24 protein-coding genes, 1 tRNA gene and 1 other RNA gene are annotated in these 26,082 nt (G+C 70.6%); 16 read left to right on the plus strand and 10 right to left on the minus strand.

What is annotated here, in order from left to right; all coding sequences use genetic code 11:
* Positions 1-54 precede the first annotated feature (54 nt).
* The 6 genes from ftsX (at position 55) to AB0C15_RS18520 (ending at position 4,433) form a co-directional block, all read left to right on the plus strand.
* Positions 55-930: a permease-like cell division protein FtsX gene (gene ftsX / locus AB0C15_RS18495; RefSeq protein ID WP_357353407.1), complete on the plus strand. Its 876-nt coding sequence runs from the start codon at positions 55-57 to the stop codon at positions 928-930.
* A gap of 149 nt (positions 931-1,079) precedes the next feature.
* Positions 1,080-1,559: an SsrA-binding protein SmpB gene (gene smpB, locus AB0C15_RS18500; protein WP_357353409.1), complete on the plus strand. Its 480-nt coding sequence runs from the start codon at positions 1,080-1,082 to the stop codon at positions 1,557-1,559.
* Between the two features lie 104 nt (positions 1,560-1,663).
* Positions 1,664-2,039: a transfer-messenger RNA gene (ssrA, locus tag AB0C15_RS18505) on the plus strand.
* Positions 2,040-2,111: 72 nt separating this feature from the next.
* On the plus strand, positions 2,112-2,792 hold the full coding sequence (locus AB0C15_RS18510) for a hypothetical protein (RefSeq protein ID WP_357353411.1): 681 nt from the start codon (positions 2,112-2,114) through the stop codon (positions 2,790-2,792).
* Between the two features lie 132 nt (positions 2,793-2,924).
* On the plus strand, positions 2,925-3,434 hold the full coding sequence (locus AB0C15_RS18515; protein WP_357353413.1) for a hypothetical protein: 510 nt from the start codon (positions 2,925-2,927) through the stop codon (positions 3,432-3,434).
* A gap of 45 nt (positions 3,435-3,479) precedes the next feature.
* The gene (locus tag AB0C15_RS18520) at positions 3,480-4,433 is read left to right on the plus strand and encodes a hypothetical protein (protein ID WP_357353415.1); all 954 of its coding nucleotides are present in this window, start codon (positions 3,480-3,482) and stop codon (positions 4,431-4,433) included.
* Positions 4,434-4,440: 7 nt separating this feature from the next.
* Here AB0C15_RS18520 and mdlC read toward each other — a convergent pair whose 3' ends face one another.
* On the minus strand, positions 4,441-6,036 hold the full coding sequence (mdlC, locus tag AB0C15_RS18525; protein ID WP_357353417.1) for a benzoylformate decarboxylase: 1,596 nt from the start codon (positions 6,034-6,036) through the stop codon (positions 4,441-4,443).
* 322 nt (positions 6,037-6,358) lie between these two features.
* On the opposite strand from mdlC, the gene AB0C15_RS18530 reads away from it, so the two are divergent.
* Positions 6,359-6,949: a YqgE/AlgH family protein gene (locus AB0C15_RS18530; protein ID WP_091393947.1), complete on the plus strand. Its 591-nt coding sequence runs from the start codon at positions 6,359-6,361 to the stop codon at positions 6,947-6,949.
* 89 nt (positions 6,950-7,038) lie between these two features.
* Positions 7,039-7,111: transfer RNA gene (locus AB0C15_RS18535), tRNA-Ala, on the plus strand.
* Positions 7,112-7,178: 67 nt separating this feature from the next.
* Here the strand turns inward: AB0C15_RS18535 and AB0C15_RS18540 are convergent.
* A complete protein-coding gene (locus AB0C15_RS18540; RefSeq protein ID WP_357353419.1) occupies positions 7,179-7,865 on the minus strand; it encodes a helix-turn-helix transcriptional regulator in 687 nt (228 codons plus the stop codon).
* Between the two features lie 556 nt (positions 7,866-8,421).
* Here AB0C15_RS18540 and AB0C15_RS18545 point away from each other — a divergent pair.
* The 6 genes from AB0C15_RS18545 (at position 8,422) to AB0C15_RS18570 (ending at position 13,827) form a co-directional block, all read left to right on the plus strand.
* Positions 8,422-9,129, plus strand: a complete 708-nt coding sequence (locus AB0C15_RS18545) for a response regulator transcription factor (protein WP_357353421.1) — start codon at positions 8,422-8,424, stop codon at positions 9,127-9,129.
* A gap of 235 nt (positions 9,130-9,364) precedes the next feature.
* Positions 9,365-10,024 (plus strand): hypothetical protein, encoded by a 660-nt coding sequence (locus AB0C15_RS18550; protein ID WP_357353423.1) that lies wholly within the window; start codon positions 9,365-9,367, stop codon positions 10,022-10,024.
* A gap of 31 nt (positions 10,025-10,055) precedes the next feature.
* Entirely contained in the window at positions 10,056-10,697 is a 642-nt protein-coding gene (locus AB0C15_RS18555) for an SdpA family antimicrobial peptide system protein (RefSeq protein WP_357353425.1), read from the plus strand.
* A complete protein-coding gene (locus tag AB0C15_RS18560; RefSeq protein ID WP_357353427.1) occupies positions 10,694-11,815 on the plus strand; it encodes a sporulation-delaying protein SdpB family protein in 1,122 nt (373 codons plus the stop codon). Before AB0C15_RS18555 ends, AB0C15_RS18560 begins: the two co-directional genes overlap by 4 nt.
* Before the next feature lie 74 nt (positions 11,816-11,889).
* On the plus strand, positions 11,890-12,228 hold the full coding sequence (locus AB0C15_RS18565; protein ID WP_357353428.1) for an SdpI family protein: 339 nt from the start codon (positions 11,890-11,892) through the stop codon (positions 12,226-12,228).
* Positions 12,229-12,309: 81 nt separating this feature from the next.
* Entirely contained in the window at positions 12,310-13,827 is a 1,518-nt protein-coding gene (locus AB0C15_RS18570; RefSeq protein ID WP_357353431.1) for an NAD(P)/FAD-dependent oxidoreductase, read from the plus strand.
* Positions 13,828-13,872: 45 nt separating this feature from the next.
* On the opposite strand, the gene AB0C15_RS18575 is transcribed toward AB0C15_RS18570, so the two are convergent.
* The 7 genes from AB0C15_RS18575 to AB0C15_RS18605 all read right to left on the minus strand — a co-directional run bounded on the left by AB0C15_RS18575 (position 13,873) and on the right by AB0C15_RS18605 (position 22,423).
* Positions 13,873-15,132, minus strand: coding sequence for a HAMP domain-containing sensor histidine kinase (locus AB0C15_RS18575; RefSeq protein ID WP_357353433.1), 1,260 nt, complete (start codon positions 15,130-15,132; stop codon positions 13,873-13,875).
* Positions 15,129-15,785 (minus strand): response regulator transcription factor, encoded by a 657-nt coding sequence (locus tag AB0C15_RS18580; RefSeq protein ID WP_357353435.1) that lies wholly within the window; start codon positions 15,783-15,785, stop codon positions 15,129-15,131. The genes AB0C15_RS18575 and AB0C15_RS18580 overlap by 4 nt, the downstream gene beginning before the upstream one ends.
* Positions 15,786-15,856: 71 nt before the next feature.
* On the minus strand, positions 15,857-17,116 hold the full coding sequence (locus AB0C15_RS18585; RefSeq protein ID WP_357353437.1) for a cation:proton antiporter: 1,260 nt from the start codon (positions 17,114-17,116) through the stop codon (positions 15,857-15,859).
* Positions 17,113-18,366: a cytochrome P450 gene (locus AB0C15_RS18590; protein WP_357353439.1), complete on the minus strand. Its 1,254-nt coding sequence runs from the start codon at positions 18,364-18,366 to the stop codon at positions 17,113-17,115. Before AB0C15_RS18590 ends, AB0C15_RS18585 begins: the two co-directional genes overlap by 4 nt.
* Positions 18,363-19,352, minus strand: coding sequence for an alpha-hydroxy acid oxidase (locus tag AB0C15_RS18595; RefSeq protein WP_357353441.1), 990 nt, complete (start codon positions 19,350-19,352; stop codon positions 18,363-18,365). Before AB0C15_RS18595 ends, AB0C15_RS18590 begins: the two co-directional genes overlap by 4 nt.
* Before the next feature lies 1 nt (position 19,353).
* A complete protein-coding gene (locus tag AB0C15_RS18600) occupies positions 19,354-20,919 on the minus strand; it encodes an NAD(P)-binding domain-containing protein (RefSeq protein WP_357353443.1) in 1,566 nt (521 codons plus the stop codon).
* Positions 20,909-22,423: an aromatic amino acid ammonia-lyase gene (locus tag AB0C15_RS18605; protein WP_357353445.1), complete on the minus strand. Its 1,515-nt coding sequence runs from the start codon at positions 22,421-22,423 to the stop codon at positions 20,909-20,911. The genes AB0C15_RS18600 and AB0C15_RS18605 overlap by 11 nt, the downstream gene beginning before the upstream one ends.
* Before the next feature lie 63 nt (positions 22,424-22,486).
* Here AB0C15_RS18605 and AB0C15_RS18610 point away from each other — a divergent pair, with 63 nt between their 5' ends.
* Positions 22,487-24,025 carry an NAD(P)-binding domain-containing protein gene (locus AB0C15_RS18610; protein WP_357353447.1) on the plus strand — a complete coding sequence of 513 codons (1,539 nt, stop codon included), beginning with the start codon at positions 22,487-22,489 and terminating at the stop codon, positions 24,023-24,025.
* Positions 24,015-25,406 (plus strand): fatty acid--CoA ligase family protein, encoded by a 1,392-nt coding sequence (locus tag AB0C15_RS18615; protein WP_357353449.1) that lies wholly within the window; start codon positions 24,015-24,017, stop codon positions 25,404-25,406. Before AB0C15_RS18610 ends, AB0C15_RS18615 begins: the two co-directional genes overlap by 11 nt.
* A 118-nt stretch (positions 25,407-25,524) precedes the next feature.
* On the opposite strand, the gene AB0C15_RS18620 is transcribed toward AB0C15_RS18615, so the two are convergent.
* Positions 25,525-25,992, minus strand: coding sequence for a DUF4913 domain-containing protein (locus AB0C15_RS18620; protein WP_357353451.1), 468 nt, complete (start codon positions 25,990-25,992; stop codon positions 25,525-25,527).
* Positions 25,993-26,082: the final 90 nt, after the last annotated feature.

A 26,082-nucleotide genomic window follows, 5' to 3' on the forward strand; every position in this document is an offset into this window, starting at 1 on the left:
CCCTGCGCAGCCTGACGACGAACACCTCATGCCGGAGACCCGGAGGAAATCCCGATGCGCGTGAAATACGTCCTGTCCGAGGTACTGGTCGGACTGTGGCGCAACGTGACCATGTCCATCGCGATGATCATCACGATGGCGGTCTCGCTGACCATGCTCGGCGCCAGCGGTCTGATGTACCGCCAGGTCGACGACATGAAGGACCTCTACTACAAGAACATCGAAGTCTCGATCTTCTTGACCCAGGAGGTGACCGAGCAGGAGCGCACCGAACTCCAGACCAAGCTCGACAGCGACCCCCTGGTCAAGGACGTCCTCTACGTCAACAAGGACGAGGCGTACAAGCGCTTCAAGGAGATGTACCAGGACGCGCCGGACCTGGTGAACGCGGTCAAGCCGGACCAGTTGCCCGAGGCGTTCCGGCTGAAGCTGAACAACCCGGAGCAGTACAAGAACGTCTACGACCAGTACAAGGACACCGCCGGTGTCGAGGAGATCATCGACCAGAGTCGACTGCTCGACAAGATCTTCAACATCCTCACCTCGATCCAGAACATCGCTCTGGCTGCCGCCATCGTGATGGCGATCGCGGCCCTGCTGCTCGTCGCGAACACCATTCAGGTGGCCGCGTACAGCAAGCGGCGTGAGGTGGCGGTCATGAAGCTGGTCGGCGCGTCCAACTGGTTCATCCAGGCACCGTTCGTGCTGGAGGCGGTGGTGGCCGGCCTGATCGGTTCACTGCTCGGTCTGCTGGCCCTGGTCGCGGCGAAGTATCTGCTCTTCGACGGCTCGTTGAGCGCGTTGCAGGGTCTGCTCTCGCCGATCACCTGGGGCGACATCCTGTTCATCTTCCCGCTGATGGCCGGCGTCGGTGGTCTGGTCAGCGCGGGCACCGCCTGGATCACCCTGCGCTTCTACCTGCGGGTCTAGGCACCGTACGGGTCGTCCCGTCATCGCCCGAGGACCCTCCCGCTGCCGGAAATAAACGGCGCGGGAGGGTCCTTGTGCTTCCGGTAGCATGATCGGTTGTCCGGCCGGGGTGAGCCCGGCCGCGGACACCAGGAGAGGGGGTGGCGCCGATGCCACGGGAAAAGGGGCGCAAGGTGGTCGCCTCCAACAAGAAGGCGCGCCACGACTACGCCGTCCTCGACACGTACGAGGCGGGCATGGCGCTGACCGGCACCGAGGTCAAGTCGCTGCGGGCCGGGCGGGCGTCGCTGGTCGACGCGTTCGCACAGGAGCGTGACGGCGAGTTGTATCTGCACGCGATGCACATCCCGGAGTACACCCAGGGCACCTGGACCAACCATGAGCCCCGGCGTACCCGGAAGCTGCTGCTCAACCGGGCCGAGATCGACAAGCTGGTCGGCAAGACCCGCGAGGGTGGTTTCACCATCGTCCCGTTGCAGGTCTACTTCTCGGACGGCTGGGCCAAGGTCGAGATCGCCCTGGCCAAGGGCAAGAAGTCGTACGACAAGCGTCAGGACCTCGCCAAGCGTGACGCGGACCGGGAGATCGCCCGGGTGTCCGGTCGACGCGGCAAGGGCATGGACGACTAGTTCATCCTGTTTGTCCGGGTCGGCGCGCCGGCCCGGGGCTCGGGATGAAAGCTGTTGCGGCAGGCGTTAGTCTTGTCAGTGCCGCCACATCGGTGGCCTGTCGAGGGGGTGACTGGTTTCGACTTCGTACGCAGCGACAGGGGAAGCGAGCCGAGGAAGCCGACGTCGTCTCGAGAATCGGTCGTCGGAAACTTATAAGCGCCAAGCAAAATCGCGCTGACTTCGCTCTCGCCGCCTGAGGCGAGTAGCTAAGTCTGTCGGCCTGGGAACGCCTTCGTCCCAGTAGCCGGCATCAGCTAGGAGGCTGGCCAATCGGACCCGGTCGCGGGGTCCGTGCGGCGAGATCAATCAGCGACTGGGCCCGTCACACCAACTTGCTCGCGTGAGCGGTGGGGCCGAGTAGAGGCACAGCGAGCTGCGCTCGGAGAAGCCCTGACAAACCGGCGAAGGACCCGGGTTCGATTCCCGGCACCTCCACCACCTCGAACGAAGCGCCCCGGCCCACCAGCCGGGGCGCTTTCGTCGTGTGGAGCGGGTCTTACGCTGCCCTCTGTGACAAACCAGGAGTTGCGCCTGTCGGTCGGCGCGTCGCCCGCTCAGCGCGTCGTGGCGGTGGTGATCGGCGTCCTTCTCGCGGCGGTCGGCGCGGCGTTCGTGGTGCTGCCCCTCGTCGCCGACGGGTTGCTGCGCCGGCTGACCGGCCCGGGTGACCCTCTTGCCTCCTATGAGGAGGCCCGCGACCTGCCGCCGGGGTTGCTGCCGCCCGCGTTGCGCGACTCCGCTGACCCGCACCAGTCCGGTCCGAGCCCGCTCATCGGCCTCTGTGGCCTGCCCTTCGTCCTGCTCGGCCTCTATCTGGTGCTGCGGGTGCTCCGCACGGCCGCCTGGCTGGACGGCAGCCGGGTACGGGTACGCGGCGCGCTGCGCACCCGCACCGCCGACCTCGCCACCGCCCGGATCGAGTCCGGCGCGGTGTCGTATCGCGGGGCGGACGACGACGACGGCCCGGCCGGCGGGCGGCAGGTGCGGTCCGTTCTCGCCACCGACCGGGGGAGTACGCGCGGGGTCACCATCGCCCTGCGTGGCATGGGTCTGCCGGTGCTGCCGCCGTCCGAGTTGCGGGCGCTTGCCGACGCGATCACGGCACGTCGGCCGGTTGACGAGTGGGCCGGCGAGGCGCACGCGGTGGCCGACCACCTGCACCACCTGGCGGAGCGCCAGTCGACCGGCTGAGGCGCACCAGTGCGGCCGGTGGGGCCAGTGGGGCCAGTGGGGCAGAAGAGACGACCCAGGGCCCTGGACAGGGCGGGCCGGGCAGCCGCACCATCGCGGTATGGGGTAGCAGCGCGCCGCGCGGGAGGTGCCATGGTCACCGGTCCGGTCCAGCAGCCGTCACTCGTCGCCCGACCACGTGTCGCGCACCCGGCGGGTCGCCCCGCCGATCCACCACCCATCGGACTACCCGGTGAGCCGCGTCCGGCCGGCCTCGCCGGTGACGTGCACGCCCTCGGCCGGGCTGTCGCCGTCCCCAGCACGCAGCCGCGCTGGCGCGAGGACGTTCTCCTTCGGCTGCGGCCGGTGCGTCAGGGCTTCGCCGAACACGTCCGGGTCACCGAAGGCCCCACCGGTCTGTACCGGGAGTTGCTCACCCAGTCGCCGCGACTGGACCACGGTGTGCGGCTGCTGACCCGGGAGCACGCCGTGATCGTTGCCGCGATCCTGGCGGTCCAGCAGATCGCCGAGCGGGCCGGGGCGCACCCCGACGAGCTGCGGCACCGGGCCGGGCACCTGCTACGGAGACTGGCCCGGCACCGCCGACGCGGTGCCGACCTGCTCTGGGAGGCGTACCAGACGGATCTGGGCGGCGAGACCTGAGCCCAGGTCGGGAACCGGCGGGCCCGCGGACGCGTCGAACCGGGCATGCGTCGACCGGCCCTGCTGCTCGTACTCCCGTTGTTGCTGCTTGCGGGTTGTGCCGCGACCGGTGCCGGCCCGGCCGGTGGCACGCCGGGCCGGGCGGACGGCGCGGAGGCGTTCGACGAGCGGGCCGCTCAGGTCGCCGGGGCGTGGCGGCCCGGCCCCGCCTGGCGCACGGGTTACGTGCCGCTGGAGGGGCCGACCCTGCTCACCGGTGACCCGGGCTTCACTCCCGAGACCGAGGCGGCCTTCCGGGCCGGGTGGTACCGCGCGCGGGTCCCGATGTACCCCACCCGGGTCGGCGGCGAGATCCAGTTCCCGGACGGACGGCTGACGCTGCCCTTGGTCAGCGCCGCCGAGGCGTACCGGCAGCTCGACCAGGGCGACCCGCTGCCCTGCCCCGGGCGGCCGAAGCGGCCGGGCCGACCCGCTCCCGGCGGCCCCACCGTCGAACCGGGCCCCGACGGGTGGGCCACGAGCAGCACGCAGACCGCCTGTCTCCCGCTCACCGTCACCGCTGTCACGTTCGGTGCCGTGCCGGTGCGCACGAGCCGCGGTGTGGCGCAGGTTCCGGCCTGGCTGTTCAGCATCAAGGAGTTGGCCACCCCGGTGGTCCGGCTCGCCGTGGCGCCGACGGCGGTCACCCCCGTCCCCGAGCCCACCGCCCCCGCCGGGCCGCTGCCGGACGGTCTGGTGGCGGCCCAGAACCTGGCTGCCGTCGACGGAGCCCGGTTGACCGTGCGGCTCGGCGTCGGCGCGTGCGACACCGGGATCACGCCCCTGGTGTGGGAACGACCGGACGTCGTGGTCGTCGGCGGGCACGTCACCCGGGCCAGCGGTGAATGCATCGACCTGCTGAAGGTGGAGCCGGTGACCGCCACCCTGGCGACACCGCTGGGTGCCCGGCCGGTGCTCGACGTCTCCACCGGGGCCCCGCTGACGATCGCGGCGCGGTGACCCGGTTTCAGAGGATGCTCGGCACGTCGGTGCTGATCGGCGCCGGCAGCACGGTGGGCCGGTCGGCACGCAGCCCGGCGGCGAGCGCCGCGCCGAGCTGGTCCGGGGTCTGGACCACCTCGGTGGCGCAGCCGTAGCCGGCCGCGATCGCGACGACGTCCAACCCCGGCAGGTCCAGGCCGGGCACCCCGGGAGTGTGCTTCAGCTCGGCGAACGCCTTGAGGATCGCGTACTGCTGGTTGACCGGGACGACCACCACCACCGGCAGTGCCAGGCGCGCGGCCGTCCAGAGCGCCTGCACCGAGTAGTGCAGGGAGCCGTCGCCGATCACGGCCACCACCGGGCGACCCCGCCCGGAGTCCCGCTCGGCCAGGGCGACGCCGACCGCCGCCGGCAGGCCGTAGCCGAGGCCGCCGCTGGCCATCGTGAAGTACGAGGCGGGGCGGGTGATCCGCAACTGACGACGCAGCGCGGACAGATTGGACGGTGACTCCTGGACCAGCACGCCGTCGGCGGGCCAGTGGGCGGCCAGGGCGGCGAACAGGGCGTCGGCGCTCAGCGGGGTGCCGACCTCCGGCGCTGGCAGTTCGTCGCGTCGGGTGGGCGGCGGCCGGTCGCTCGGTGGCACCTGGTCGAGGAGCGCGGCAAGCGCGAGCCCCGGGTCACTGAGCAGGCTGTCGCCGACCGGGGCGCGCGCGGCCTCGTCCGGGTCGTCGGTGACGTGCAGCAGCCGGGCGCCGTCCGGCAGGTGCCCACCGGGCACGTACGGGTAGTAGCGGAACACCGGGGCACCGACGACAAGGACCGTGTCGTGTCCGTTCAGCGCCTCGGCGAGCGGTCCGATCGCGTACGGCAGCACGCCGCGGAAGTGCGGGTGGTTCTCGGGGAACACGGCCCGTTCGGGGGCGGGGGCCGACCAGACCGGCGCGGCGAGCCGCTCGGCAAGCGCGACCGCGCTCGCCCAGCTTGCCGAGCGGTCCACGCCCGGCCCGTACACGAGCACCGGGTTGCGGCTGCCGGCCAGCACCCGGACGAACTCCGTCAACCGTTCGGGGTCCGGGGCGAACCGGGTCGCCACCGTACGCGCGGTGGGCAGGGCATCGGCTGGCTGGCCCCAGTCGTCCATCGGCAGGGAGAGGTAGACCGGCCCGGCCGGTGGCTGCACGGCCGTCGCGTACGCCCGCAGCATCGCCGCAGGGATGTCCTGCGCCCGGGCCGGCTCGTAGGCCCACTTCACGTACGGCTGCGGTAGCTCGGTGGCTCGGCGGCTGGCCAGCCGGGGTTCGAGGAGCAGCATCTCCCGTGTCTGCTGGCCGGCGGTGACGATCAGTGGTGTCTTGTTGTGCCAGGCGGTGACCAGATTGCCCATGCCGTTGCCGGTGCCCGGGGCGGTGTGCAGGTTGACGTGGGCGGGCACCCCGCTGGCCTGGGCGTAGCCGTCGGCCATCGCGACGGCAGTCGCCTCGTGCAGCGCGTGGACGTAGTGGAAGTCGGCGGGGAAGTCCTGGAGGAACGGCTCTTCGGTGGAACCGGGGTTGCCGAAGACAGTGGTCATACCGAGGGTGCGGAGCATGTCGTACGTCGCGTCCCGGACAGTTGCCATCGCCACCCGCCTCCGTGTCGCGGGCAGGGGTAACCGCGATCACCCTCCCGATCAGCCGAATCTATCGGGATGTGACGGACCTTTCGGGCGTTTCTCGGCCGCTGGTGGTCCCGATGCGTCGATCACCTGGTGGTCGGTCGTGGGGTGCATCAGCCCTTCGTCTTAACTGTCCGATCACCCGCCGGTCAGACCTTAGCCAGCGCCCAGCACGCAGGCTATGGTGCCAGGCATGGCGTTGACAGCGCGGCCGAACCCCACGCGGCGGGCGGATCCGGTCGATGGCCGGCCCTCGGTGCGGGCTCACGGTTGACGGGGGTGTGGCATGCAGGGAGAGGGCCAGGCGATCGGCGGACGAGCGATGGAGTCGATGACCGGGCGGCTGCTGGTCGCGACTCCGGCGCTCAAGGACCCGAACTTCGACCGTACGGTGGTGCTGCTGGTCGCCCACGAGCCGGGCGGCGCGCTCGGCGTGGTGCTGAACCGGGCCACCGAGGTGCCGGTGGCCGAGGTGCTCGGTGACTGGAGCGACCTGGCCCGCCACCCGGCGGTGCTCTTCGAGGGTGGCCCGGTGCAGCCCGACTCGGCCATCTGCCTCGCCCGGATGCGGCACCCGATGCGCCGGGTGAAGGGTTTCCACCAGGTCTCCGGGGCGGTCGGCACGATCGACCTCTCGGTCGACCCGGAGCGGCTGCGCGAGAGCATCGGTGGCATCCGGGTGTTCGCCGGCTACTCCGGCTGGGGCAGCGGTCAGTTGGAGCAGGAAGTCGCCGACGGGTCCTGGTTCGTGCTGGACGGGCTGCCCGGGGACGCCTTCGTCGACCGGCCCGACGACCTGTGGCCGATGGTGCTGCGCCGGCAGGGCGGGATGATGGCCGCCGTCGCTCACTTCCCACCGGACGTGGCGCTCAACTGACCCGGCTCGGCGGGGGGACCCCGCGAGATGACCATGCGGGCCGGTCTGTGTATAGTTTCCCAGTGCCCGGGCGACCGGGACGACAGCAAGGGGCCGTGGCGCAGCTGGTAGCGCACCACACTGGCAGTGTGGGGGTCAGGGGTTCGAGTCCCCTCGGCTCCACCCTTGAGAACGCCCTGACCGGGCTGACCCGGTCAGGGCGTTCTGCTGTTACGGCCACCGGGGCCGCTCACCGCAGTGGCGCGAGCCACCCCCGCTCCTGGGCCAGCAGGGCGAGCTGGAAGCGGCTGACCGCTCCGGCCGTCTGCATGAGGGTGTTCACCTCGCGCCTGATGGTGCGTTCGGTGAGATCGAGACGCAGGGCGATGGCGGCGTCGGTCAGCCCGGCGGCCAGGCAGGTCAACACGGTCGCCTGCCGTGGGTCGAGTTGCTGGACGGGTAGCTTGCGGACCGTCGCCTCACGCCACAGCGCTTCGAAGACCTCGGCGATGGTGGAGACCTGGGCGCGTTCCTGTAGCAGCACCGCGTATCGGCCCGGGCAGCCGGTGCTGATCGACAGCAGGGCGACGCGGCGGTCGACCAGCAGTAGGGACAGCGGGGTGGAGGGCACTCCTCGGATGTCGAGCCCGGGGCGACGGGGGGCCGACAGGTGGCTGTTGGCCGTGCCGACCACACGGATCTCGGCGGCCTGGCTGAGGAGCAGGTTGAGCGGCATCAACAATTCCGGCGAGGCGGGCTCGGCGACGATGCCGGCCTCGTTGCGGCATTCCCGCAGAAGAGAACGCGCTTCGTGCTGGTAGCGCTTCAGGTCGACCGTCTCACCGCCGCGCTGGCGAGCCTGCCGAAATACCGACGCGAAGTCGTGCAGATAGCGGATCGGTGAGGTGGATCCGCACCCCTTCTCGACTTCGATCATGGGACAACAGAATAGCAGCTTTCAAAGCGTCGCCAAGACGACTGCCGGCGGTCGCCAAAGGGTCTACTGTCGCCTCCGGGGACCGACCTCCGCTGCTCATCGTCGCCACACACCAGGCGATTGCGGCCACTGCGGAACGCCCCGGCGACCAAGTCGCCCGAATGGCGATTGACGCGATAAGGGAAAACTCGGGTATCCCTGAATAGGCTTAATGGCAGAACATGTCGGATATGTTGCTCCGACGTTACGGCGATGTCCTAATCAGGACAGCCAGTTGACCATGGCCGTTCGGACATGATGGTCTCTCCTCCAACACGGGATAAGGCATACGTCGACGTCACTGCTCGCCGTTGTGTCACGCGGTTCGAGTACCTGGGGGGTCAGGTCGTTGGCGTAATAGTTCGACGGGGGTGTGCCGTGGCATCCTTCCCGTCGCTGGTCCAGCAGAGTTCGCATTCTTGGCACGTCGGCAAACTCTGGCCGGGCGATTTGTGTAGCGGGTCGCAGCGCACGGTACGTCGATGCTCCTTGCGAACAAACCAACGGGGATAACTGCATGAGCGCGCACGGGAAGATAAAGATTCTTGTCGCCAGTGAACACCCGCCGGTCCGTACCGCGATAGGGCTGCTGCTGAATTCCACACCGGGAATGGAGGCAGTCGCGGAGGCGGCCGACGGGGCCGCCGTCACGATGGTCGCCCGGCGGATACGCCCCGACGTCATTCTGCTCGACTTCGACTCGGATCCTGGCCACTGCGTCGACAGCACGGCCCGACTGACGAGTGACCCGGCCCTGGGCGGAATCGGTGTGCTGGTCTTCACCGCGCTCAGCAGCCCGGAACAGTCGGTCCGTCTGCTCCGGGCCGGCGCCCGTTCGGTGCTGAGCAAGGAGACCTCGGCCGAGGGGCTGCTCGACGCGATACGGGTGGTGGCCTCCGGAAGCATGGTCCTGAGCCCGGACCACGTCGGCGGCGTACTGCGCCACGTCCGGCGGGGCGACGGCGAGCCGTGTCCGGGGCTGGCCGGCGAGATCGGGCTGGGCCTGCTGAGTCTGCGCGAACGCGAGGTGCTCGCCCTCGTCGCCCAGGGCTTCAACAACATCGAGATCGCCCGCCGGCTGCACATCAGTGACCTCACCGCGAAGACCCACGTCAGCCGGATCCGGGTCAAACTCGACGCGCGCGACCGGGTGCAGCTCGTCCTGCGGGCGTACGCCGCCGGGTTGTCCCTGCACGCCACCGCCGAGTACGGCCAGTCGGCGTAGTGCCGTACTCGAAAGGAGTACGGCAGGTGACAACTCCGGTACGACGACAGCCGCCACGCACATCCCTAACGTTCTGTGCACACCGGATCACCGCCAACGCCGACGATCAGCGCGGGGCGAACCGAGACGGGGACCAGTGCGACCCACTCGCTCGAGCGGCAGCTACTGCCGCTCGTCCCCGGCCCGTTCCGCCCGGTGCCCGTCGTGCACAGGCGCCCGAAGAGAGGAAGGGTAGTTGCGAAACAAGCGTAAGACGGTAGTCACCGCGCTCCTGGCGTCCGCCATGGTGCTCGGTTCCCTCCCCGCCTACGCGGCGGAGAGCACCCCGACTGGCAGTTCCACGTTCACTGTCGGTGTCGATCGGGAACAGGCCGCATCCGCCGAGGGCGAGCGGATCTTCCGGGCGATCTACAGCGGCGCGGGGGACGAGCAACTGCGGATCCCGCGCATCGCCGCGGCCGAGGCCGCGGTCGAGCCGCAGGGCAAGGCGTGGAACGAACTGGTCCAGGAGATCTTCCGAGCCGAGCCGGGATACCTGGCCGAGTTCGGCCGGCAGATGCGTTCCGGTGACCCGTACCTGGTCACCGAGGCGCTCGACGGCGGCCAGTCGCGAATCGAGACGGCCATCAAGAAGCTGTACCCGACCGCCAGCACCAAGCAGACCGAGAGCGGCATGGGCGCGAACTGCACCGTCGGTGCGGTGGCCTGTGCCGTGGTCGCGGTGGCCGTGTCCACGGGTGGTGCCGTTCTCAACTACGTCGCCGCCGTAAACGTGGTGGCGATCGTCAACGCGGGGACCTGGGTCAACGGATTCTGGGGCATCGCTCGGCCGGACGGCAACAGCCCGGGTGGCGAGGCGTTCATCCGTGACCTGACCGTCCGACTGGCCGACTGACGCACGCTGATCAAGGAAGTCAGTGATTCCTGTGAGTTCTCACGAACAGGACACGGGGCGGGCGGAGCTGGATCAGCTCCGCCCCCTCCCCGGTCTCAGCATCCGGTCCGGACGGGACGCCGCGCTGACCGTGCTCTGGCTGACCGTGTGTCTGGCGGTCGTGGCGATGGCGGGGTTGAGTCGGCTCTCCGAGTCCACCGTCGGGCGCGAGGTGCCGAACGGCATCTCGCACAGCTTCCTCCAGGGGTTCCCGCAGGGGTGGTCCTTCTTCACCAAGGACCCGCGCTCGGAACAGGTGCAGGGTTACGCCCGGGAGGCTTCGGGCAGGTGGCGGACCATCGACCACGGCCACAACAACGGGATCGGCAGCGCCTTCGGGATCAGTCGCAAGACCCGTACCCACGGTCTCGAACTGGCCTTCATGACCAAGGCGCTGGACCAGAACGTGACCAAGTTGACCGAGTGCCGCAGCAGGGAGGCGCTGGCCTGCCTGGAGGCAGCCGCCGCCAACCCGGTCGCCACCGTACGGAATCCGTCGCCCAACCCGATCTACTGCGGAACCGTGGGTCTGGTCATGTACAAGCCGACCTCCTTCGAGTGGCGCGAGTTCCCCGCCGGCAACGCCAAGGTGAAGGTCGTGACCCTGCGAAGTGAATGCGAGGGCGAGCGGTGAGGCTGCGGCAACGGCAGGTCAGGGCGGACTTCCTCTGGGTCGACCCGTGGGGCTGGGCGTACGTGTTGATGCGGACGCTCACCGCCCTCGGCACCCTGCTCACGCTGTCGTTCAACGGCCCGTCGATCCTGTTCCACCCGCGTGTCGACGCCGAGCAGCCGCCGGTATGTGTGGAACCGCTCGGCACCGTGAGCATGCTCTGCCAGGGCTCACCCGAAATCTGGCGCTACGTCGGCATCGCGGTCCTGGTCGTGGTGCTCTCCGGTTGGCGGCCACGGCTGCTCGCCCTGCCGCACGTCTGGGTGACGTGGAGCGCCTCCTTCTCCATCTCTCTGCCCGAGGGTGGTGACCAGGTCGCCAGCAACCTGGCGTTGCTGCTGCTCCCGCTCGCCCTCGCCGACGGCCGGCGCTGGGTCTGGCAGGTGGACCCGGACCGCAGGGCCCGGCTGCTCGCCGACCCGGTGCTTGACTTCCGCACGCTGCTCGGTCTCTCGGTGGTCGTGCTCGTCCGACTTCAGGCGTGCGTGATCTACCTGGACGCGGCCGTCTCGAAGTTCCGGGTGACGGAATGGCAGGACGGCACCGCGATCTACTACTGGTTCCGGGATCCGCTCTTCGTCCCTGGCGACATACGCGACGACATCGCCTTCGCCCTCACCTCCACACCCGTCGGCACCGCCCTGATCACCTGGGGTGGGCTGGCTACCGAACTCGCGCTGGCGGCGGCCATCTTCGCCGGTCGCCGGAGTCGGCGGGTTCTGCTGGTGCTCGGTCTCGCGTTCCACGGAATGATTGCGATCGTCTTCGGGCTCGTCACCTTCTGGATCGCGATGGCGGCGCTCCTGGTCATGTACCTGGGCTTCGACGACGACTTCGGTGGTCTGCGTCGCCGGGTGGCCGGAATCGGCTCGTTGCTCACCGGGCTGGTCCGCCGGGCACGACCCGGCGACGGGCGGCCGGTGTCGGCACCACCGGCGTGGTCACCGACGACCGAGCCCCGTGACCGCCCCGCAAGGGACCTGGTGGGGGTGGGTGCCGATGGTGACCGGGGTGCGAAACGGGAGGCGCGCGACGCCGCCGACGAGGCTACGACGCCGATCGGTGCGAACAGCACCTAATTGGCCCAATATTGTACAATGACGTTAACTGATGCGACAGGAGGTGGATATTGCTGGCCGGAGCATTTATCTCTGTGGTTTACGCATTCCTCGGGTGGCTCGTCGCCTTCAGTGCCCGGGCCTCCCTACGGCCATCGGTGAACATGTACCGCAGCCCTGGGGTACGCACCGCCGCGACCATGAAGTCGCCCGAGCACTGGTACGCGGCACACCGTGAGGTCGAGCGCCCGCTCTACCGGACCGGGATCGGTCTGGCCGTCGTGTCCCCGCTGCCGGTGCTCCTCGGCGCCGCGTTCGGCGACCCGCCGGTGATCGGTGCGGTACTGGTGCTGGCGGTGATCGTCGTTCCGTACCTGCTCTATCTGGGTTACGTCGGCAATCGCGCCGCCCTCGCCGTCGACAATGGACGGTGATCGGCATCCTCGACGACGGGGCCGGTGGGTGCCAACCGCCGACCGGCCCGGTCCTCGGGCCCCCGCCCACGGGCGGGTCGAATGACGCTCGACGGTCGCCGGCCGCGTACCGACGTGGTCGTGGTCGGCGCCGGCCCGAACGGGCTCGCCGCCGCCCTGGTGCTGGCCGGGGCCGGCCTCCAGGTCGAGGTGTACGAGGCCGGCGCGACAGTCGGCGGTGGTGCGCGGACGCGCGAGTTGACGCTGCCGGGCTACCGGCACGACGTCTGCTCGGCGGTTCACCCGATGGCACTGGCGTCGCCCTTCTTCCGGGCCTTCGACCTGGCGGCGCATGGTGTGCGGCTGCTGCGTCCGGAGGTCTCCTACGCGCATCCGTTGGACGGTGGACGCGCCGGCGTCGCCTGGCATGACCTGACCCGAACGGTCGAGGGCCTGGGGCGGGACGGGCCGGCGTGGCGCGCCCTGTTCGGCCCCCTCACGCGGCACTGGAGCGACCTGGCCGACCTGGTCATGTCCGACCTGCGCAGCCCACCGGCGCACCCCGGCACGGCCGGCCGCCTGGCTCTGCGACTGATCCGCCGGCTGGCGGCGCGGGGGCCCCTGGACTTCACCGACGACCTGGCCCCCGCACTGTTGACGGGCGTGAACGCGCACGCCATCGCCCCGGCCCGAGGCATCGCCGCGACAGGGGTGGGCGTGGTGCTTGCCACGTTGGCGCACGCGGTGGGCTGGCCGGTGCCCGAGGGGGGCAGCCAGCGCATCGTCGACGCCCTCGCCGCCGAACTCCGTCGTCGGGGCGGGCGCATCATCACCGACACCCCGATCGACGACCTCGCCCAACTCCCGCCGGCCCGCGCGGTCCTCCTCGACGTGGCACCCGCCGGTCTGCTGCGCCTCGCCGGCCCACGACTGCCCTCCCGGTACGCCCACAGCCTGCGCGCGTACCGCCAGGGTGGTGCCGCCTGCAAGGTGGACTTCGCGTTGGCCGGGCCGGTGCCCTGGCAGGCCCCCGCCTGCGCGCGGGCCGGCACCCTGCACCTCGCCGGCACCCGCGCGGAGGTGGTCGCGGCCGAGGCGGCGGTGGCAGCCGGGCGGCACGCCGAGCGCCCGTTCGTGCTCGCCGCCCAGCCCGGTGTGGTCGACAGGTCCCGGGCGCCGAGCGGGCGGCAGGTGCTCTGGACGTACGCGCACGTCCCGAACGGGTCGCACCGGGACGTCCGGGAACAGATCAAGGACCAGGTGGAACGGTTCGCCCCCGGCTTCCGGGACCTGATCCTGGCCGAACACGTGATCACCGCCGACCGGTGGGAGTCGTACAACCGCAACTACGTCGGCGGCGACATCTCGGGCGGGGCCACCACCGCCTGGCAGCTCCTGGCGCGGCCGGTGCCCCGCTGGGACCCCTACCGGACCCCGCTGCCCGGGGTGTATCTGTGTTCCGCGTCCACCCCGCCCGGCCAGGCCGTGCACGGGATGTGCGGGGTGCACGCCGCCCGCCGGGCGCTCCGGGACCGGTTCGGCATCCGCGTCGACCCGCTGGCCCTCGTGGCCGGAGGCCCCACCCCTCACACGGAGGTGGCCCGACGCGAAACGCCCTGACCGGATGAGCCGGTCAGGGCGTTGCCGACCGCGGTCCACGTACCTTCATGTCTGCCTCCTCGGTGCAAGCGGTTCCGGGTGGCGAAACGCCGCACCCACCGCGACGGGACGCGACGCGATCGTCGGAAGCCGGACCGTGAAGGTCGCTCCGGCGCCGAGCCGACTGTCCGCGGAGATCGTCCCGCCGTGGCTTGTCACCACCTCCCGCAGGAGGGCCAGCCCCAGGCCGAAGCGCCGGTCCTTGGCTCCGAGGCCGCGGTGGAAGCGGTCGAAGAGGTGCTTCGCGTCGGCGGGGTCGAAGCCGGCCCCGTTGTCCGTGACCACCAGGTCCGCGTCGCGGCGGGAGGTGCGCAGGGTCACGTGGATGTGCCCGCCGGTCGGGGTGTGGGTGAGAGCGTTGGCGAGCAACTCGCCGACCACGCGGCGCAGGGCCGAGGCGACCCCGGGGACGAGGACCGCGGTGTCCGGGACGGTCAGATGTACCTGGACGCCCTGCTCCGCGGCGCGGTCGGCCTCGCAGTCGACGGCCTCGGCGGCGAGGTGGGCCAGGTCGACGACCTCGGAGGGGTGCCGGTCGGCGGGGGTGGCGGCGAGGCGGGCGGAGAGCAGGAGTTCGTCGACGATCTCGCCGAGGCGGCGGGTGGTCTGGATCAGGCGGTCGTAGTCGGCGCGGTCGGTGCCGGCGCGACGGGCCATGATCTGGGCGCGGGTGTGGACCTGGGCGATGGGGGTGCGCAGTTCGTGGCTGGCGTCGGCGACGAAGCGGCGTTGCCGGCTGAGCGCCTCGGCGAGCGGTGCCACGGCGCGCCGGCCGACGACGATGCCGGTGAGGACCGCCGCGGCGATGCCGACCATCGCGGCGAGGAGGAAGGCGGCGAGCAGGTAACGCCGGTCGGAGAGCTGGAAGCGGGCGTCGAACACCGCCTGCACCACGCCCGTGCCGCGCGGTTGGGTGCGCACGTAGTAGGTCGTACCGTTGCGGTCGATCGTGTCGCTGCGAACCTGACGGTCGAGGGCCACCTCGTCGATGGCGGACTGCAGAGGGAAACCCGGAGGTGGCGGGTTGCGGCCCGAGTCGAAGCTGCCCCCGTCGTACAGGATGATCCAGTTGCAGCCCGGCGGCCCGTCGATGGTGCCGTGGACGGCGCCGTAGGTCAGCTCTCGTTCGATCTGCTTGTGCTGGCTGTGCAGCAGCGCGGCGTAGGAGATGGCGGCGCCCAGGGCGAGCAGCGTCGTGATGGTGAGCCCGACGAGCATGCTGACCCGCACCCTGGCCCGGCGCAGCATGGTGTCCTCGAAGCTCACAGGGTCCCCAACCGGTAGCCGAGGCCGTGCACGGTTCGGATCACCGAGCGGCCGAGTTTGCGCCGCAGGTAGTAGACGTACGTGTCGACCAGGGACGCCGCGGCGGCCTCGTCGAAGACCCGGCTGCGCAGCTCGGAACGGGAGTGGACGGTGTGCGGTCGGGCCGCGAGGACGCGCAGCAACTCGAACTCGCGTGCGGAGAGGGCGATCCGGGTGCCGTCGGGCAGGACAGCGTCGCGCACCGAGAGGTCGAGCTGGCCCGGCCCGAGCCGCAGCACCTCGGTCGACTCGGAGGTCCGGCGGCAGAGGGCCCGGATACGGGCGCTCAGCTCGTCCAGGTCGAAGGGTTTGGTCAGGTAGTCGTCCGCGCCCGCGTCGAGGCCGGCGACCCGGTCGTGGACGGTGCCGAGCGCGGTCAGCAGCAGCGCCCGCGCGACCACCGCGCGGGAGCGCAGCCGGACGACCAGGTCCAGCCCGTCGAGGGCGGGGAGGAGCCGGTCGATGACCATCACGTCGTAGGGGCGGGTGAGCCCCAGGTGCAGGCCGCGCTGGCCGTCGGGGGCCTGGTCGACCTCGTAACCCTCGTCGGTGAGTGTCTCAGCCACCATGCCGCGCAGCTCCGCGTCGTCCTCGACGAGCAGGAGTCGAGTCATGCATAGATAGTGACACCCATGCATCGACATGTCTCTATGTTTGGCAATATTTGTCGTCTCAAACAAACAATCTACCGGGTTCCGGCGGTCACGAGCGACGGTGTGGAGGCGGCAGTGCGCGCCTCCCGCCGCTCGATCCAGCTCAGCAGCGGTGTCGTCATCAGTGTCGTGACGAGCGCGACGAGCACCAGCACGGTGAAGAGCGAGGAGTTCACGATCCCCGCTTCCAGCCCCACGTTCAGGGCGATCAGCTGCATCAGGCCCCGGGCGTTCATGAGCGCGCCGACGCGCAGCGCGACCCTGCTCGGCTCGCCACACAACCGGGCCGCACCCCAGCAGGCACCGAACTTACCGGCGATCGCCACCGCCACACACGCGACGGCGAAGCCGAGCACGGCCGGATTGCCCAGCAGGCCGAACTCGGTGCGCAGCCCGGAGAAGGTGAAGAACAGCGGCAGGAACACCGTCGTGGCGATCGGCGACAGCGTGTCGACCACCTTGTCGGTCTGCGCGGAGCGCGGCATCACCACGCCGACCGCGAAGGCGCCGAAGACCGCGTAGAGCCCGATCTCGTCGGTGTACCAGGCGACCAGGAAGAGCAGCGCCACCGTGCCGAGCAGGCGTGCGCGGTCGCTGGGGAAGCCCATCACGTAGCCGGTCACCCGCCGCCCACCCAGCCACAGCGCCACCGCGAACAGCACCGCGCCACCCGCGGTGACCAGGGCCGGGCCGGCGGCACCCGAGGCGACCGCAAGCACCACGGCCAGCATGATCCACGCGACCGCGTCGTCGATCGCGCCACTGGCCAGGGCGAGCAACCCGTAGCGGGTGCCGGCGAGGCCACGTTCGGTGATGATCCGGGCGAGCATGGGGAAGGCGGTGATGGCCAACGCCACACCGACGAACGCCGCGGACACGCCGAGCGACACGCCGTCCGCGCGGATCGGGACGGAGCCCGCCATGACCAGGACCAGCAGGACGCCCAGCACCAGCGGAACGGTGACACCCGCAAGCGACACCGCTCCCGCCGTGCCCGCCAGCCTGTTCACCCGGTGCGAGGTGAAGGCGTACCCGGCCTGGAACATGAAGAGCACCAGGCCGACCTGACCGACCACGTACAGGATCGGCAGCAGCGGCGCCGGGAAGAGCGCGGCCTGCGCGCCCGGCCACAGCAGGCCGAGCAGCGACGGGCCGAGCAGCACCCCGGCGAGCATCTCGCTCACCACGGGGGGCTGACCCACCTTGCCGAGGAGCCAGGCGACCAGCTTGCAGAAGAGCAGAATGACGGCGACCGCGATGAAGAACCGCGGAGCGAGCTCGGTGGGGATCACGCGCCTGCCTCCTCGAAGAATCGGGTGCACAACTTCTGTCGCCGGGCGTCGACGACCATCCAGGTGCCGCAGACGAGCTGCGTGACCGACCGCCCCACGTCGAACAGCCGGTCGCGCTGCCGCATCAGGGCGAGCCGGTTGCGGCCGGGACCGGCAAGACCCCGGGGCGTCAGGTACGCCGGACCGCGACTCGGCAGTGAGCGGGTGTGTGCCGCCGACGAGCTGACCGAGAAGCGCCGCAGCACCTCCCGTGTCGCTGCCCGCAGTTGGACGGGGGCCGAGCCGCGCGCCGGACAGGCCCGGTTCGCGGTCACGCCGTACGGGATGAAGTGGGCGTCCTGCCGGCGTACCGACAGCCAGCGGTCCGGGTCGAACTCGTCGTCCGCCGCCGGTCCGGTGCGCTGGTACGCCAGGTAGTTGAAGAGCAGCACCGACCCGCTGGGCAGGACGTGCTGGCCCACGACGATGGGGCCGGAGGTGATCCGGTGCGCGATGCCGAAGAGCGGATGCACCCGGAGCGTCTCGTCGATGAGCCGGTCCAGCGACCCGTCCGACGTGTCCGTGACGGCCCCGGCGCACAGCAGGATGTGCGCCATGGCCTCCGACATCTGCACCACGGCCGTGTTGAAGAACGCGCCCTGCAGGTACCAGGCGGTCTCCTGGGCGGTGAAGGGCGACGGCAGCACGACCGGGCACGTCCCCGCATCGATCCGGTCCAGCAGGTAGCGGGTCAGACGGAGCCGCCGGGACATGTGCCGCAGACCCATCCCCTTCAGGGCGGTGACCACGTCGTTCGCGTTCGCCACGATGAGATCGCGGACATCGCGCGGGCAGGGTGCGCCGAACACCAGCTCGTACGAGACCTCGGCCCAGATCGGCATCATGAGGTCCCGCAGCCGTACGTGGTTGATCCGGCCGGCCGGGAGCGCGTCGAGGATCCGTCGGGTCGCGGCCGTCGCCAGCTCGTCGGAGCGCGGGTGCGGGAGGGCGAGCACCTGCCGGGTCGTGCGTGCGACCGTCCGGTACCGCTCGCCGGGCTCGAGGTGCTCCTGGTGCATCTGCGGGCCGGGCGCGAGCCAGTACCAGAAGAGGTCCGACAGCCCGGCCCCACGGCTGCGCCCGTCGGCGGCCGGATCGCCGTAGACCCGCTCGAAGTCCGCCGGCCCCACAAGTGGCCCGGGGACGGGGATGCCCTCGGCGCCGTTGACCCGCTCGAAGATCCACTCTCGGAGGTCGACGACCGCCTTCACCGGATCGCCACCTGATCGGGCGTCAGGTCGGCCGGTCGCCGGGCTCCCAGCAGGGCGAGTGCCTGGTCCAGCTCGGTGGTGAGTCGTTCGAGGGCCTCCCGTACGCCGACCGGTCCGCCCGCCGCGAGCGCCCGCACCACCGGACGCCCCACAAGCACCGCCCGCGCCCCGAGAGCAAGCGCGATCACCGCGTCGGTGCCGCACCGCACACCCCCGTCGAGCAGCACCGGGATCCGCCCGTCCACGGCCGCCACGACTGCCGCAAGCGCGTCGAGCGGGGGAATCGCCCCGTCGAGCTGTCGTCCGCCGTGGTTGGACACGATCACGCCGGCGGCGCCGTGCTCGACCGCGAGGCGCGCGTCCGCGGGGTGCAGGACGCCCTTGAGCAGGATCGGTAGTCCGGTGACGCCGCGCAGCCACGCGATCCGATCCCAGCCCGCCGTCGCGTCCATCGCGATCGAGCGCACCCGGCCCGTCGCGTCGCGCATGTTCTCGCACGCGTGGCCGGGCGGCAGGTCCGTGAAGCCGTTGCGCAGGTCCCGCTCGCGCCGCCCGAACACCGGGGAGTCCACGGTCACCACGAGCGCCCGGCAACCGGCCGACTCGGCGCGCTTGACCACGTACTCGGTGAAGTCGAGGTCGGGTTGCGGGTACAGCTGGAACCACAGCGTCCCGCCCGCCGCCGCGATCTGCTCGACCGGCTGGGTGGCGGCCATGCTGACCACCATCACCACGCCGGCCGCCGCGGCCCCCCGCGCCGTCGCCGCCTCACCGTCGGGATGCGCGAGGCGGTGGAAGGCGGTCGGAGCGACCAGGACCGGGGCCGCCAGTGCGGTGCCGGCCACTTCGGTCCGCAGGTCCCGGTCACCTGTCGCCCGCAGTACCCGAGGCACGAGCCACCGCCGCTCGAAGGCCCGTTCGTTCGCGGCCAGGGTGCGCTCCCGGCCGGCCCCACCCTCGAAGAAGTCCTGGTGGACCGGGTCCATCTCAGCCCTCGGTGGCGGAGAGGCAGCGGCCCAGGAACTCCTGCAGTGGGCGCACGTGCACGTCGGGCCGGTCCCACTGGTTCTCCAGGTTCTCGGCGAGGTGGTGCGTGCCGATCAGGTGGCCCGCACGGTGGTGACGGACGACCGGGTGCAGGTACGCCGCGTCGTGCGCCTGCCCCACGACGTTCTGGGCCACCCGGGAGACGGTGATGTCGAACGGGTCGACCTGGTCGTGGTCGGGGCCGTACTCCAGGGTGATCACGAACGCCTGGTCGTAGTCGTGCTCGGCGGTGCGCAGGCCGGTCGACAGGAAGTAGTCCACCGGCACCTCCTCGTGGTAGCGGGCCTCGTCACCGGCGACGGTGAGCACGTCGGCGAGGAACCCGAACTGCTGCCACAGGGCCGAGGTGCGGTTGATCCGCTCGATGACGGCCGCCGCCATGGCCGTCGGATCTGCGGCGAGCGTCGCGGACGGCCATTCCGTGGCGTCGTACCGGCGGGCGAGGATCCGGTGCAGGGCCCGTACCGCGTAGCGGAAGCCGTGCACGAAACCACTCGTGGACTTCTTGAAGTCGCGTTGCTGGGAGATCGTCCCGGCGAAGAAGAGCCCCGGGACGTTCACCGACTCCCACGCTTCGGTCTGTGCCGGGAACCGGTCGGCGATGGCGAGCTGTGGTCGGGCCGAGTCGTCGAAGATCGAGGCGTCGAAACGGAATCCCGTGCAGGCCAACACCCGGTCGTACCGCAGTTCCTTCACGACCTCGTTCGCCCGGGAGAAGCTGAACGTGACCAGATAGCCCGTGTCGTCGCGCGCGATGCTCTTGATCGTGCCGTCGAGGATCGCGTTCGCCGACTTGAGCTGGTAGGTGTCGAGGAAGTTGTTGTTCACCGCCCGCAGGTGCCCGACGTAGTGGGTACGCCACGCCAGCCGGACCGAGCTGGGCCCCGCCACGTGGATCAGCGTCGTGGTCTCCATGAGATTCTCGGCGGTCTCGAACGCGGAGTTTCCCTTGCCGATGATCAGCACCTTCTGGTCGAGATAGTCACGTGGCTCGACGCTCATCACGTCGTACCCCTCGGCCAGTTCGAACCCGGGAATATCCGGCTCGTGGGTCTTCGACACGCCGGTGGCGACGATCACCGCGCGGGCCTTCCAGTGCCGGTCGCCGGCCTCGACGGTGAAGACGTCGTCCTGCTTGGACACCCGGGTCACCCGGGTGCCGTAACTGACCTTGACGCCGGTCTTGGCCGCGAAATCCGCGAGGTACCGCACCATCACGTCGGCGTCGGGAAAGTACCGCTCGGTGTACTGCGTGAACAGCAGCGCCGGGTCGTCGGTGAGCAGGGAGTTCCAGTCGAGCCGCAGATTCAGCTCGGGGTCGTCGGTGCCGGTGCGCGGTTTGTTGATGGAGATGAGTTGGCGGTGCCGCGGATAGGTGGCGAAGAATGACCCCGGCCCGTCGGCGCCCTCCAGCACCAGATAGTCACGCTCGCCGTCGGCCTCGAGCAGGGCGGCGAGTTGAAGGCCGGCCGGACCGGCACCGATGATCAGGTAATCAAGCGTCACGGCGCTCACCGTACGAGCCGGAAATCAGAGAGTTTTCAAGGTCTTCGAGAATTGCGGCTGCCCTTCGCACGTCTCCGTCGAGCGGCCGGTCCGGGTCGATCGGGGGGATCTCCTCCAGGGCCCGAAGGACCCGGTCGCAGGTGATCGCCGTGGGTCGGCGTGCCCCGACGTGCACCGCCTGGCGCAGCCCGAGCCCGAGCGACCCGGTGATCAGGCGTAGCAGCTCCGCCTGGTCCAGGGCGCGGAGAGCGGCTTGCGTGCCGAGCGGAATGACGTCCTGGTTGTGCAGGTTGGTGGGGAGGCTCTGCATGCTCGCCGGCACGCAGTCGCGCCTGATCTCGGTGATGAGCGCCGTCGACGCGAGCTGTACCCCCTGCAGCCCGTGCTGCTGACCCGGTCCCGCTGCGAGCATCGGCGGCAGCCCGCCGTTGCGTCCCGGGTCCACGAGCAGGTCGAGTTGGCGCTCGGCGAGGTTGCCGACCTGGGCGATCACCATGGTCAGGACGTCGGCGGCGAACGCGGCGGGCTGGCCGAAGAAGTTGCCGCCGTGCACGACCTTGTCGTCCGCCGGGAAGAACAGTGGGTTGTCGCTCACCCCGCCGAGGTCCGCCGCCACCACGCCGTCGACGTAGCGCAGGGCGTCCTCGGCCGCTCCGAGCAACTGCGGAGCGCAGCGGATGCTGTAGGGCTCCTGCAACGGTCTCGTGCCGGACCTCCGTAGGCCGGCGGTGGACTCCCGCATCCTCGCGCCGACCTCGATGGCGCCCGGGTGGCCGTACGCGGCGAGCAGGGCCGGATCGAGGAACTGCGGATCGCAGCCGAGCAGGTCGGCGAGGAGACAGCTGAGCGTCTGCACCACGCGGTGCGAGGTGCGGACCCGGCCCAGCGCGAGGGCCAGCGCCGCCGTGGTGAGCGACGTGCCGTTGACGAGCGCGAGCGCGTCCCGGCCGTCGAGCGGCAGCGGCTCCAGGCCGGCCTTCGTCAGGGCGTCCCCGGCGGGCATCCGGACGCCGTCCAGGTAGGCGTGTCCGCGACCGCGCAGCGCCTGAGCGGCGGCACCGAGCGGGATGAGGTCTCCGCTGGCGCCCACCGATCCGAACCGGGGCATCGCCGGCGTGAACGTCGTACCGAGCATGGCCGCGAGCGCGTCGATCACGTGCGGCGAGGCGCCCGAAGCACCCCGGGCCAGGGACCAGGCGCGGATCAGCAGCGTCGCGCGGACTACCTCCGGGGCGAGGTCCGCGCCCTGGCCCGCCCCGAGGTGGGCGAGGGTGTTGTCGGCCTGGTCGCGCTGGTCGGCCCGGCCCGCGTAGCCGACGAGCGCCCCGAAGCCGGTGGTGGCACCGTAGATCGCCCGGTCGTCGCCGAGGGCCGTACCGAGGAACGTGCGGGCGGTCGCCACCCGGTCGCGCACCTCCGCTCCGATCACGACAGTGACCGGGTCCGCCGCCGCGTGCAGGTCGGCGAGGCGCAGGGGCGCTGCCAAATCCACCTCAATCGTCATGGGAGCGGATGTTAGAGGCGCATTCTCAGAGCGCTCTGAAATCGCCTCAGTACATTGCGGCACATGACGCACGATTGCCTGATCATTGGAGCCGGTCCAGCAGGTCTACAGCTCGCGGCCCTGCTCGAGCGCGACGGTCACGACTATGTGGTGCTGGAGGGCGGCCCACGGCCGGGCACATTCTTCGAGACCTATCCCCGGCATCGCCAGCTCATCTCGATCAACAAGGTGTGGACCGGGTCGACGGACCCCGAATTCAATTTACGGTCGGACTGGAACTCGCTGCTGACCGACGACCCGGCGCTGCTCTTCAAGAACTACAGCACGCGCTATTTCCCGGCCGCCGACGATCTCGTGCGTTATCTCGCCGACTTCGCGCGGGGTCTGAACGTCGTCTACGACACGCGGGTGACCGCGCTGTCGAAGAGCGGGGACGTTTTCACCGTGCAGGCCGGCGACCGTAGCTGGACGGCACGGACAGTCGTCGTCGCCACCGGCGTCTCCCAGCTCTACGTACCGCCGATCGAGGGCGTGGACCTGGCCGAGCGCTACGACACGGTGAGTGTCGACCCGGCCGACTTCGTCAACCAGCGCGTGTTGATCGTCGGTAAGGGAAACTCTGCCTTCGAGACCGCGGACGCGATCACCGAGACCGCCGCCACGATTCACGTCGCCGGCCCGCACTCCATCAAGCTGGCCTGGCAGTCCCATTACGTCGGGCACCTGCGGGCGGTGAACAACAACTTCCTGGACACCTATCAGCTCAAGTCCCAGAACGCCGTCCTGGACGGCACCGTGGAGCAGATCAGCCAGCGGGACGGTGGCGGTTTCCGGGTGCTCTTCAGGTACGCCAGGACGGTCGAGAATCTGCGCGAGATCGAGTACGACCGCATCATCCTCTGCACCGGATTCCGCTTCGACGCGTCCATCTTCACCGAGTCCGCCCGGCCGGAACTGGTCATCAAGGATCGGTTCCCGGCGCAGACGCCGGCCTTCGAATCGGTGAACGTCCCCGGTCTCTACTTCGCCGGCACCCTCAGCCAGCAGCGTGACTTCAAGAAGTCCACGAACGGCTTCATCCACGGCTTCCGCTACGCCACCCGGGCACTGCACCACATCCTCCGCGAGCGGCACCACGGGCGACCCTGGCCGTCCCGGCAGATCGCCTCGACGCCGGAGGCGATCGCCGACTCGATAATCGCCCGGATCAACGTGACCTCGGCGCTGTGGCAGCAGTTCGCGGTGCTCGGCGACGTGATCACGGTCGCAGGCGAAGCCGCCTGCTACCGCGAGGAGATGCCGGTCGCCTACCTGCGCGAGGCCGAGCCGGACGTGTTCGCGTTCCTGGTCACCCTGGAGTACGGCGCCGACCACGACCAGGTCGACCCGTTCGACATCACGGTGCCGCGTCCGGCCGAGAACGACGCGACCGCCGCGCACGACGCCAGCTATCTCCACCCCGTCGTGCGGGTGCTGCGCGACGGGCAGGTCGTCGCCGAGCACCACCTCGCGGAGAACCTGGAGAACAACTGGGACCTGCCGACTGTGCATCGGCAGCCCCTGGAGGTGTTCGTCAAGGGCGTCCTCGCCGATGCGCGCTGACCTCTGGCCGCAACCCGTCCTCGACCTCCTGGCGACCGGCGGGGACCGGCCGGTCTTCGAGGACGGACCGGTCGTCACCACCGCCTCGGAGATGGCGGGTCTGATCCGGCGCATCGCGGCCGGGCTGCGCGCGTGCGGCGTGGGGCCCGGAGTGGGTGTCACGCTCGACCTGCCGGTCACCGCCGCCGCCTTCGCCGCCACCATGGCCGCCTTCGCCGTCGGGGCGCGGGTGGCCGGCTGGCGTGCCGACCTGAGCCCGGCCCAACTGTCCGGCTCCCTCCGGGTCGACTCGGCTCGGCTGGCCGTGCTCGCCGAGCACCCCGACGACGGGCTGCCACTCGTCGCGGCCGGACGGGCTGAGGACCCCGCGCGGATCACCTGGACCAGCGGGAGCACCGGGACGCCGAAGGGCGTGGTGCAGACGTACGCGGCCATGTCGGCGGCCTGGGTCCCGTACCCGGACCGGTGGCCTCCGGCCATCGCCGAACTGGCCACCCGGATGCAGCGCTACCTGGTCTTCGGCTCACTTGCCAGTCAGGTGATGCTGGAGTACGGCGTCCTCGCCCTCGCGGCGGGCGGCACCCTCGTCGTGGCGCCCCGGCCGGTCTTCCCCGATGCCCTGGTGGAGCACCGGGCCACGGCGAGTGTGATCACGGTCGGCAAGCTGCACCACCTCATCCGGGAGCAGCGCGCCAACCCGGCGGACCTGCACCACCTGGGGGCGCTGATGGTCTCCGGGTCGCCACTCGCGCCGGGCCGACTCGCAGAGGCCCTCGACGTGCTGGGCCCGGTGGTCTTCCACGGATACGGGCAGACCGAGACCTCGATGATCGCCATGGTGACCCCCGCCGAGATGGTGGCCGACCCGGCCACGCTCGCCACGGTCGGCCGTCCGGCCGTGGACGTCCTCCTCCGCGACGGGGAGATCCACGTTCGCACCCCCACCCAGGCGTCCTCGTACTGGCAGGACCCGGACGAGTCGGCCGAGGTGTTCGTCGACGGCTGGGTGCGTACCCGTGACCTGGGGGAACTCGATGCGGACGGCTACCTGCGGCTGCTCGGGCGCGCGCGGGACGTGATCATCGTGAACGCACAGCTGGTCCATGCCGGGCCGGTGGAACGGGCGCTCGCCGCCGACGCCGCGGTCGGCGAGGCGTACGTCGTCGGGCGTCCGGACGAGATGACCGGCGAGGCGGTGCACGCCTTCGTGGTGCCGGCGGCGGGGAGGAGTCCCGATCCGGACGTGTTGCGCAAGCTCGTGGCCGCGCAGGTGAACGATTCTGCGGTGCCGCGAACCGTCACGGTCATCGACCGGGTCCCGCTCGCGCCGAGCGGCAAACCGGACAAGAGGCAACTCGCGCAGCTTCTTGACGATTCGTGACGGGTGGGGCCGACAGACAGACCGCCCTGCCCGGAAGTCCCGGTCAGGGCGGTTGTCGACGGTGTCCGGTGCGGGCCAGGGTCAGCCCTGGCGGCTCTTCCACAGCGGATTCCGCCTCCTACGCTGGGGGTTGGGGATGTGGGGAGGTACGGAATTGTGGCCCGGGGCTCAGGAAGCCGTCATCGTCGACGAACGGCCGCTCCTTGACCCGGTGAGCACCCCGCTTGCACCCGGCGAACGGTCCGTCCGGGCTCCCCAGCGCGTCCATGATCGGCCGGAGATGGTCCCGGTGCCACTCCAACGGCCCCAGCATGGTCGCCGTGGGCCCGGTCTTGTCCTGCCAGGCCAGCCAGAGCGCGTGCAGATATCCGATGGCCTCCGGGTGCTCCCGCCACCGCGGGCACCAGGGCGACGCCGAGGTCACCTCCCGGCCGTAGACCGGCAGCAGCAACTGCTCGACCCAGCGCGACAGCCGTCGAAGCTCCTCGACGTACTCCGGCCCGTTCAGATACAGGATGAAGAACGGCCTCGGAGCGTCGTTCGCCGCGTCGGCAGACTCCTCGGCGCTCTGAACCTCTTGCGTCATTGTTCTCGCTCTCCACGGATTCGCGACACCGGGACGGCGCACGCCTGGCCGGTGGGCGCCGTCCCGGCGCCGATCGTCAAACGTCGAGGA

The organism is Micromonospora sp. NPDC048835 (assembly GCF_040649995.1).
Taxonomy (GTDB): domain Bacteria; phylum Actinomycetota; class Actinomycetes; order Mycobacteriales; family Micromonosporaceae; genus Micromonospora.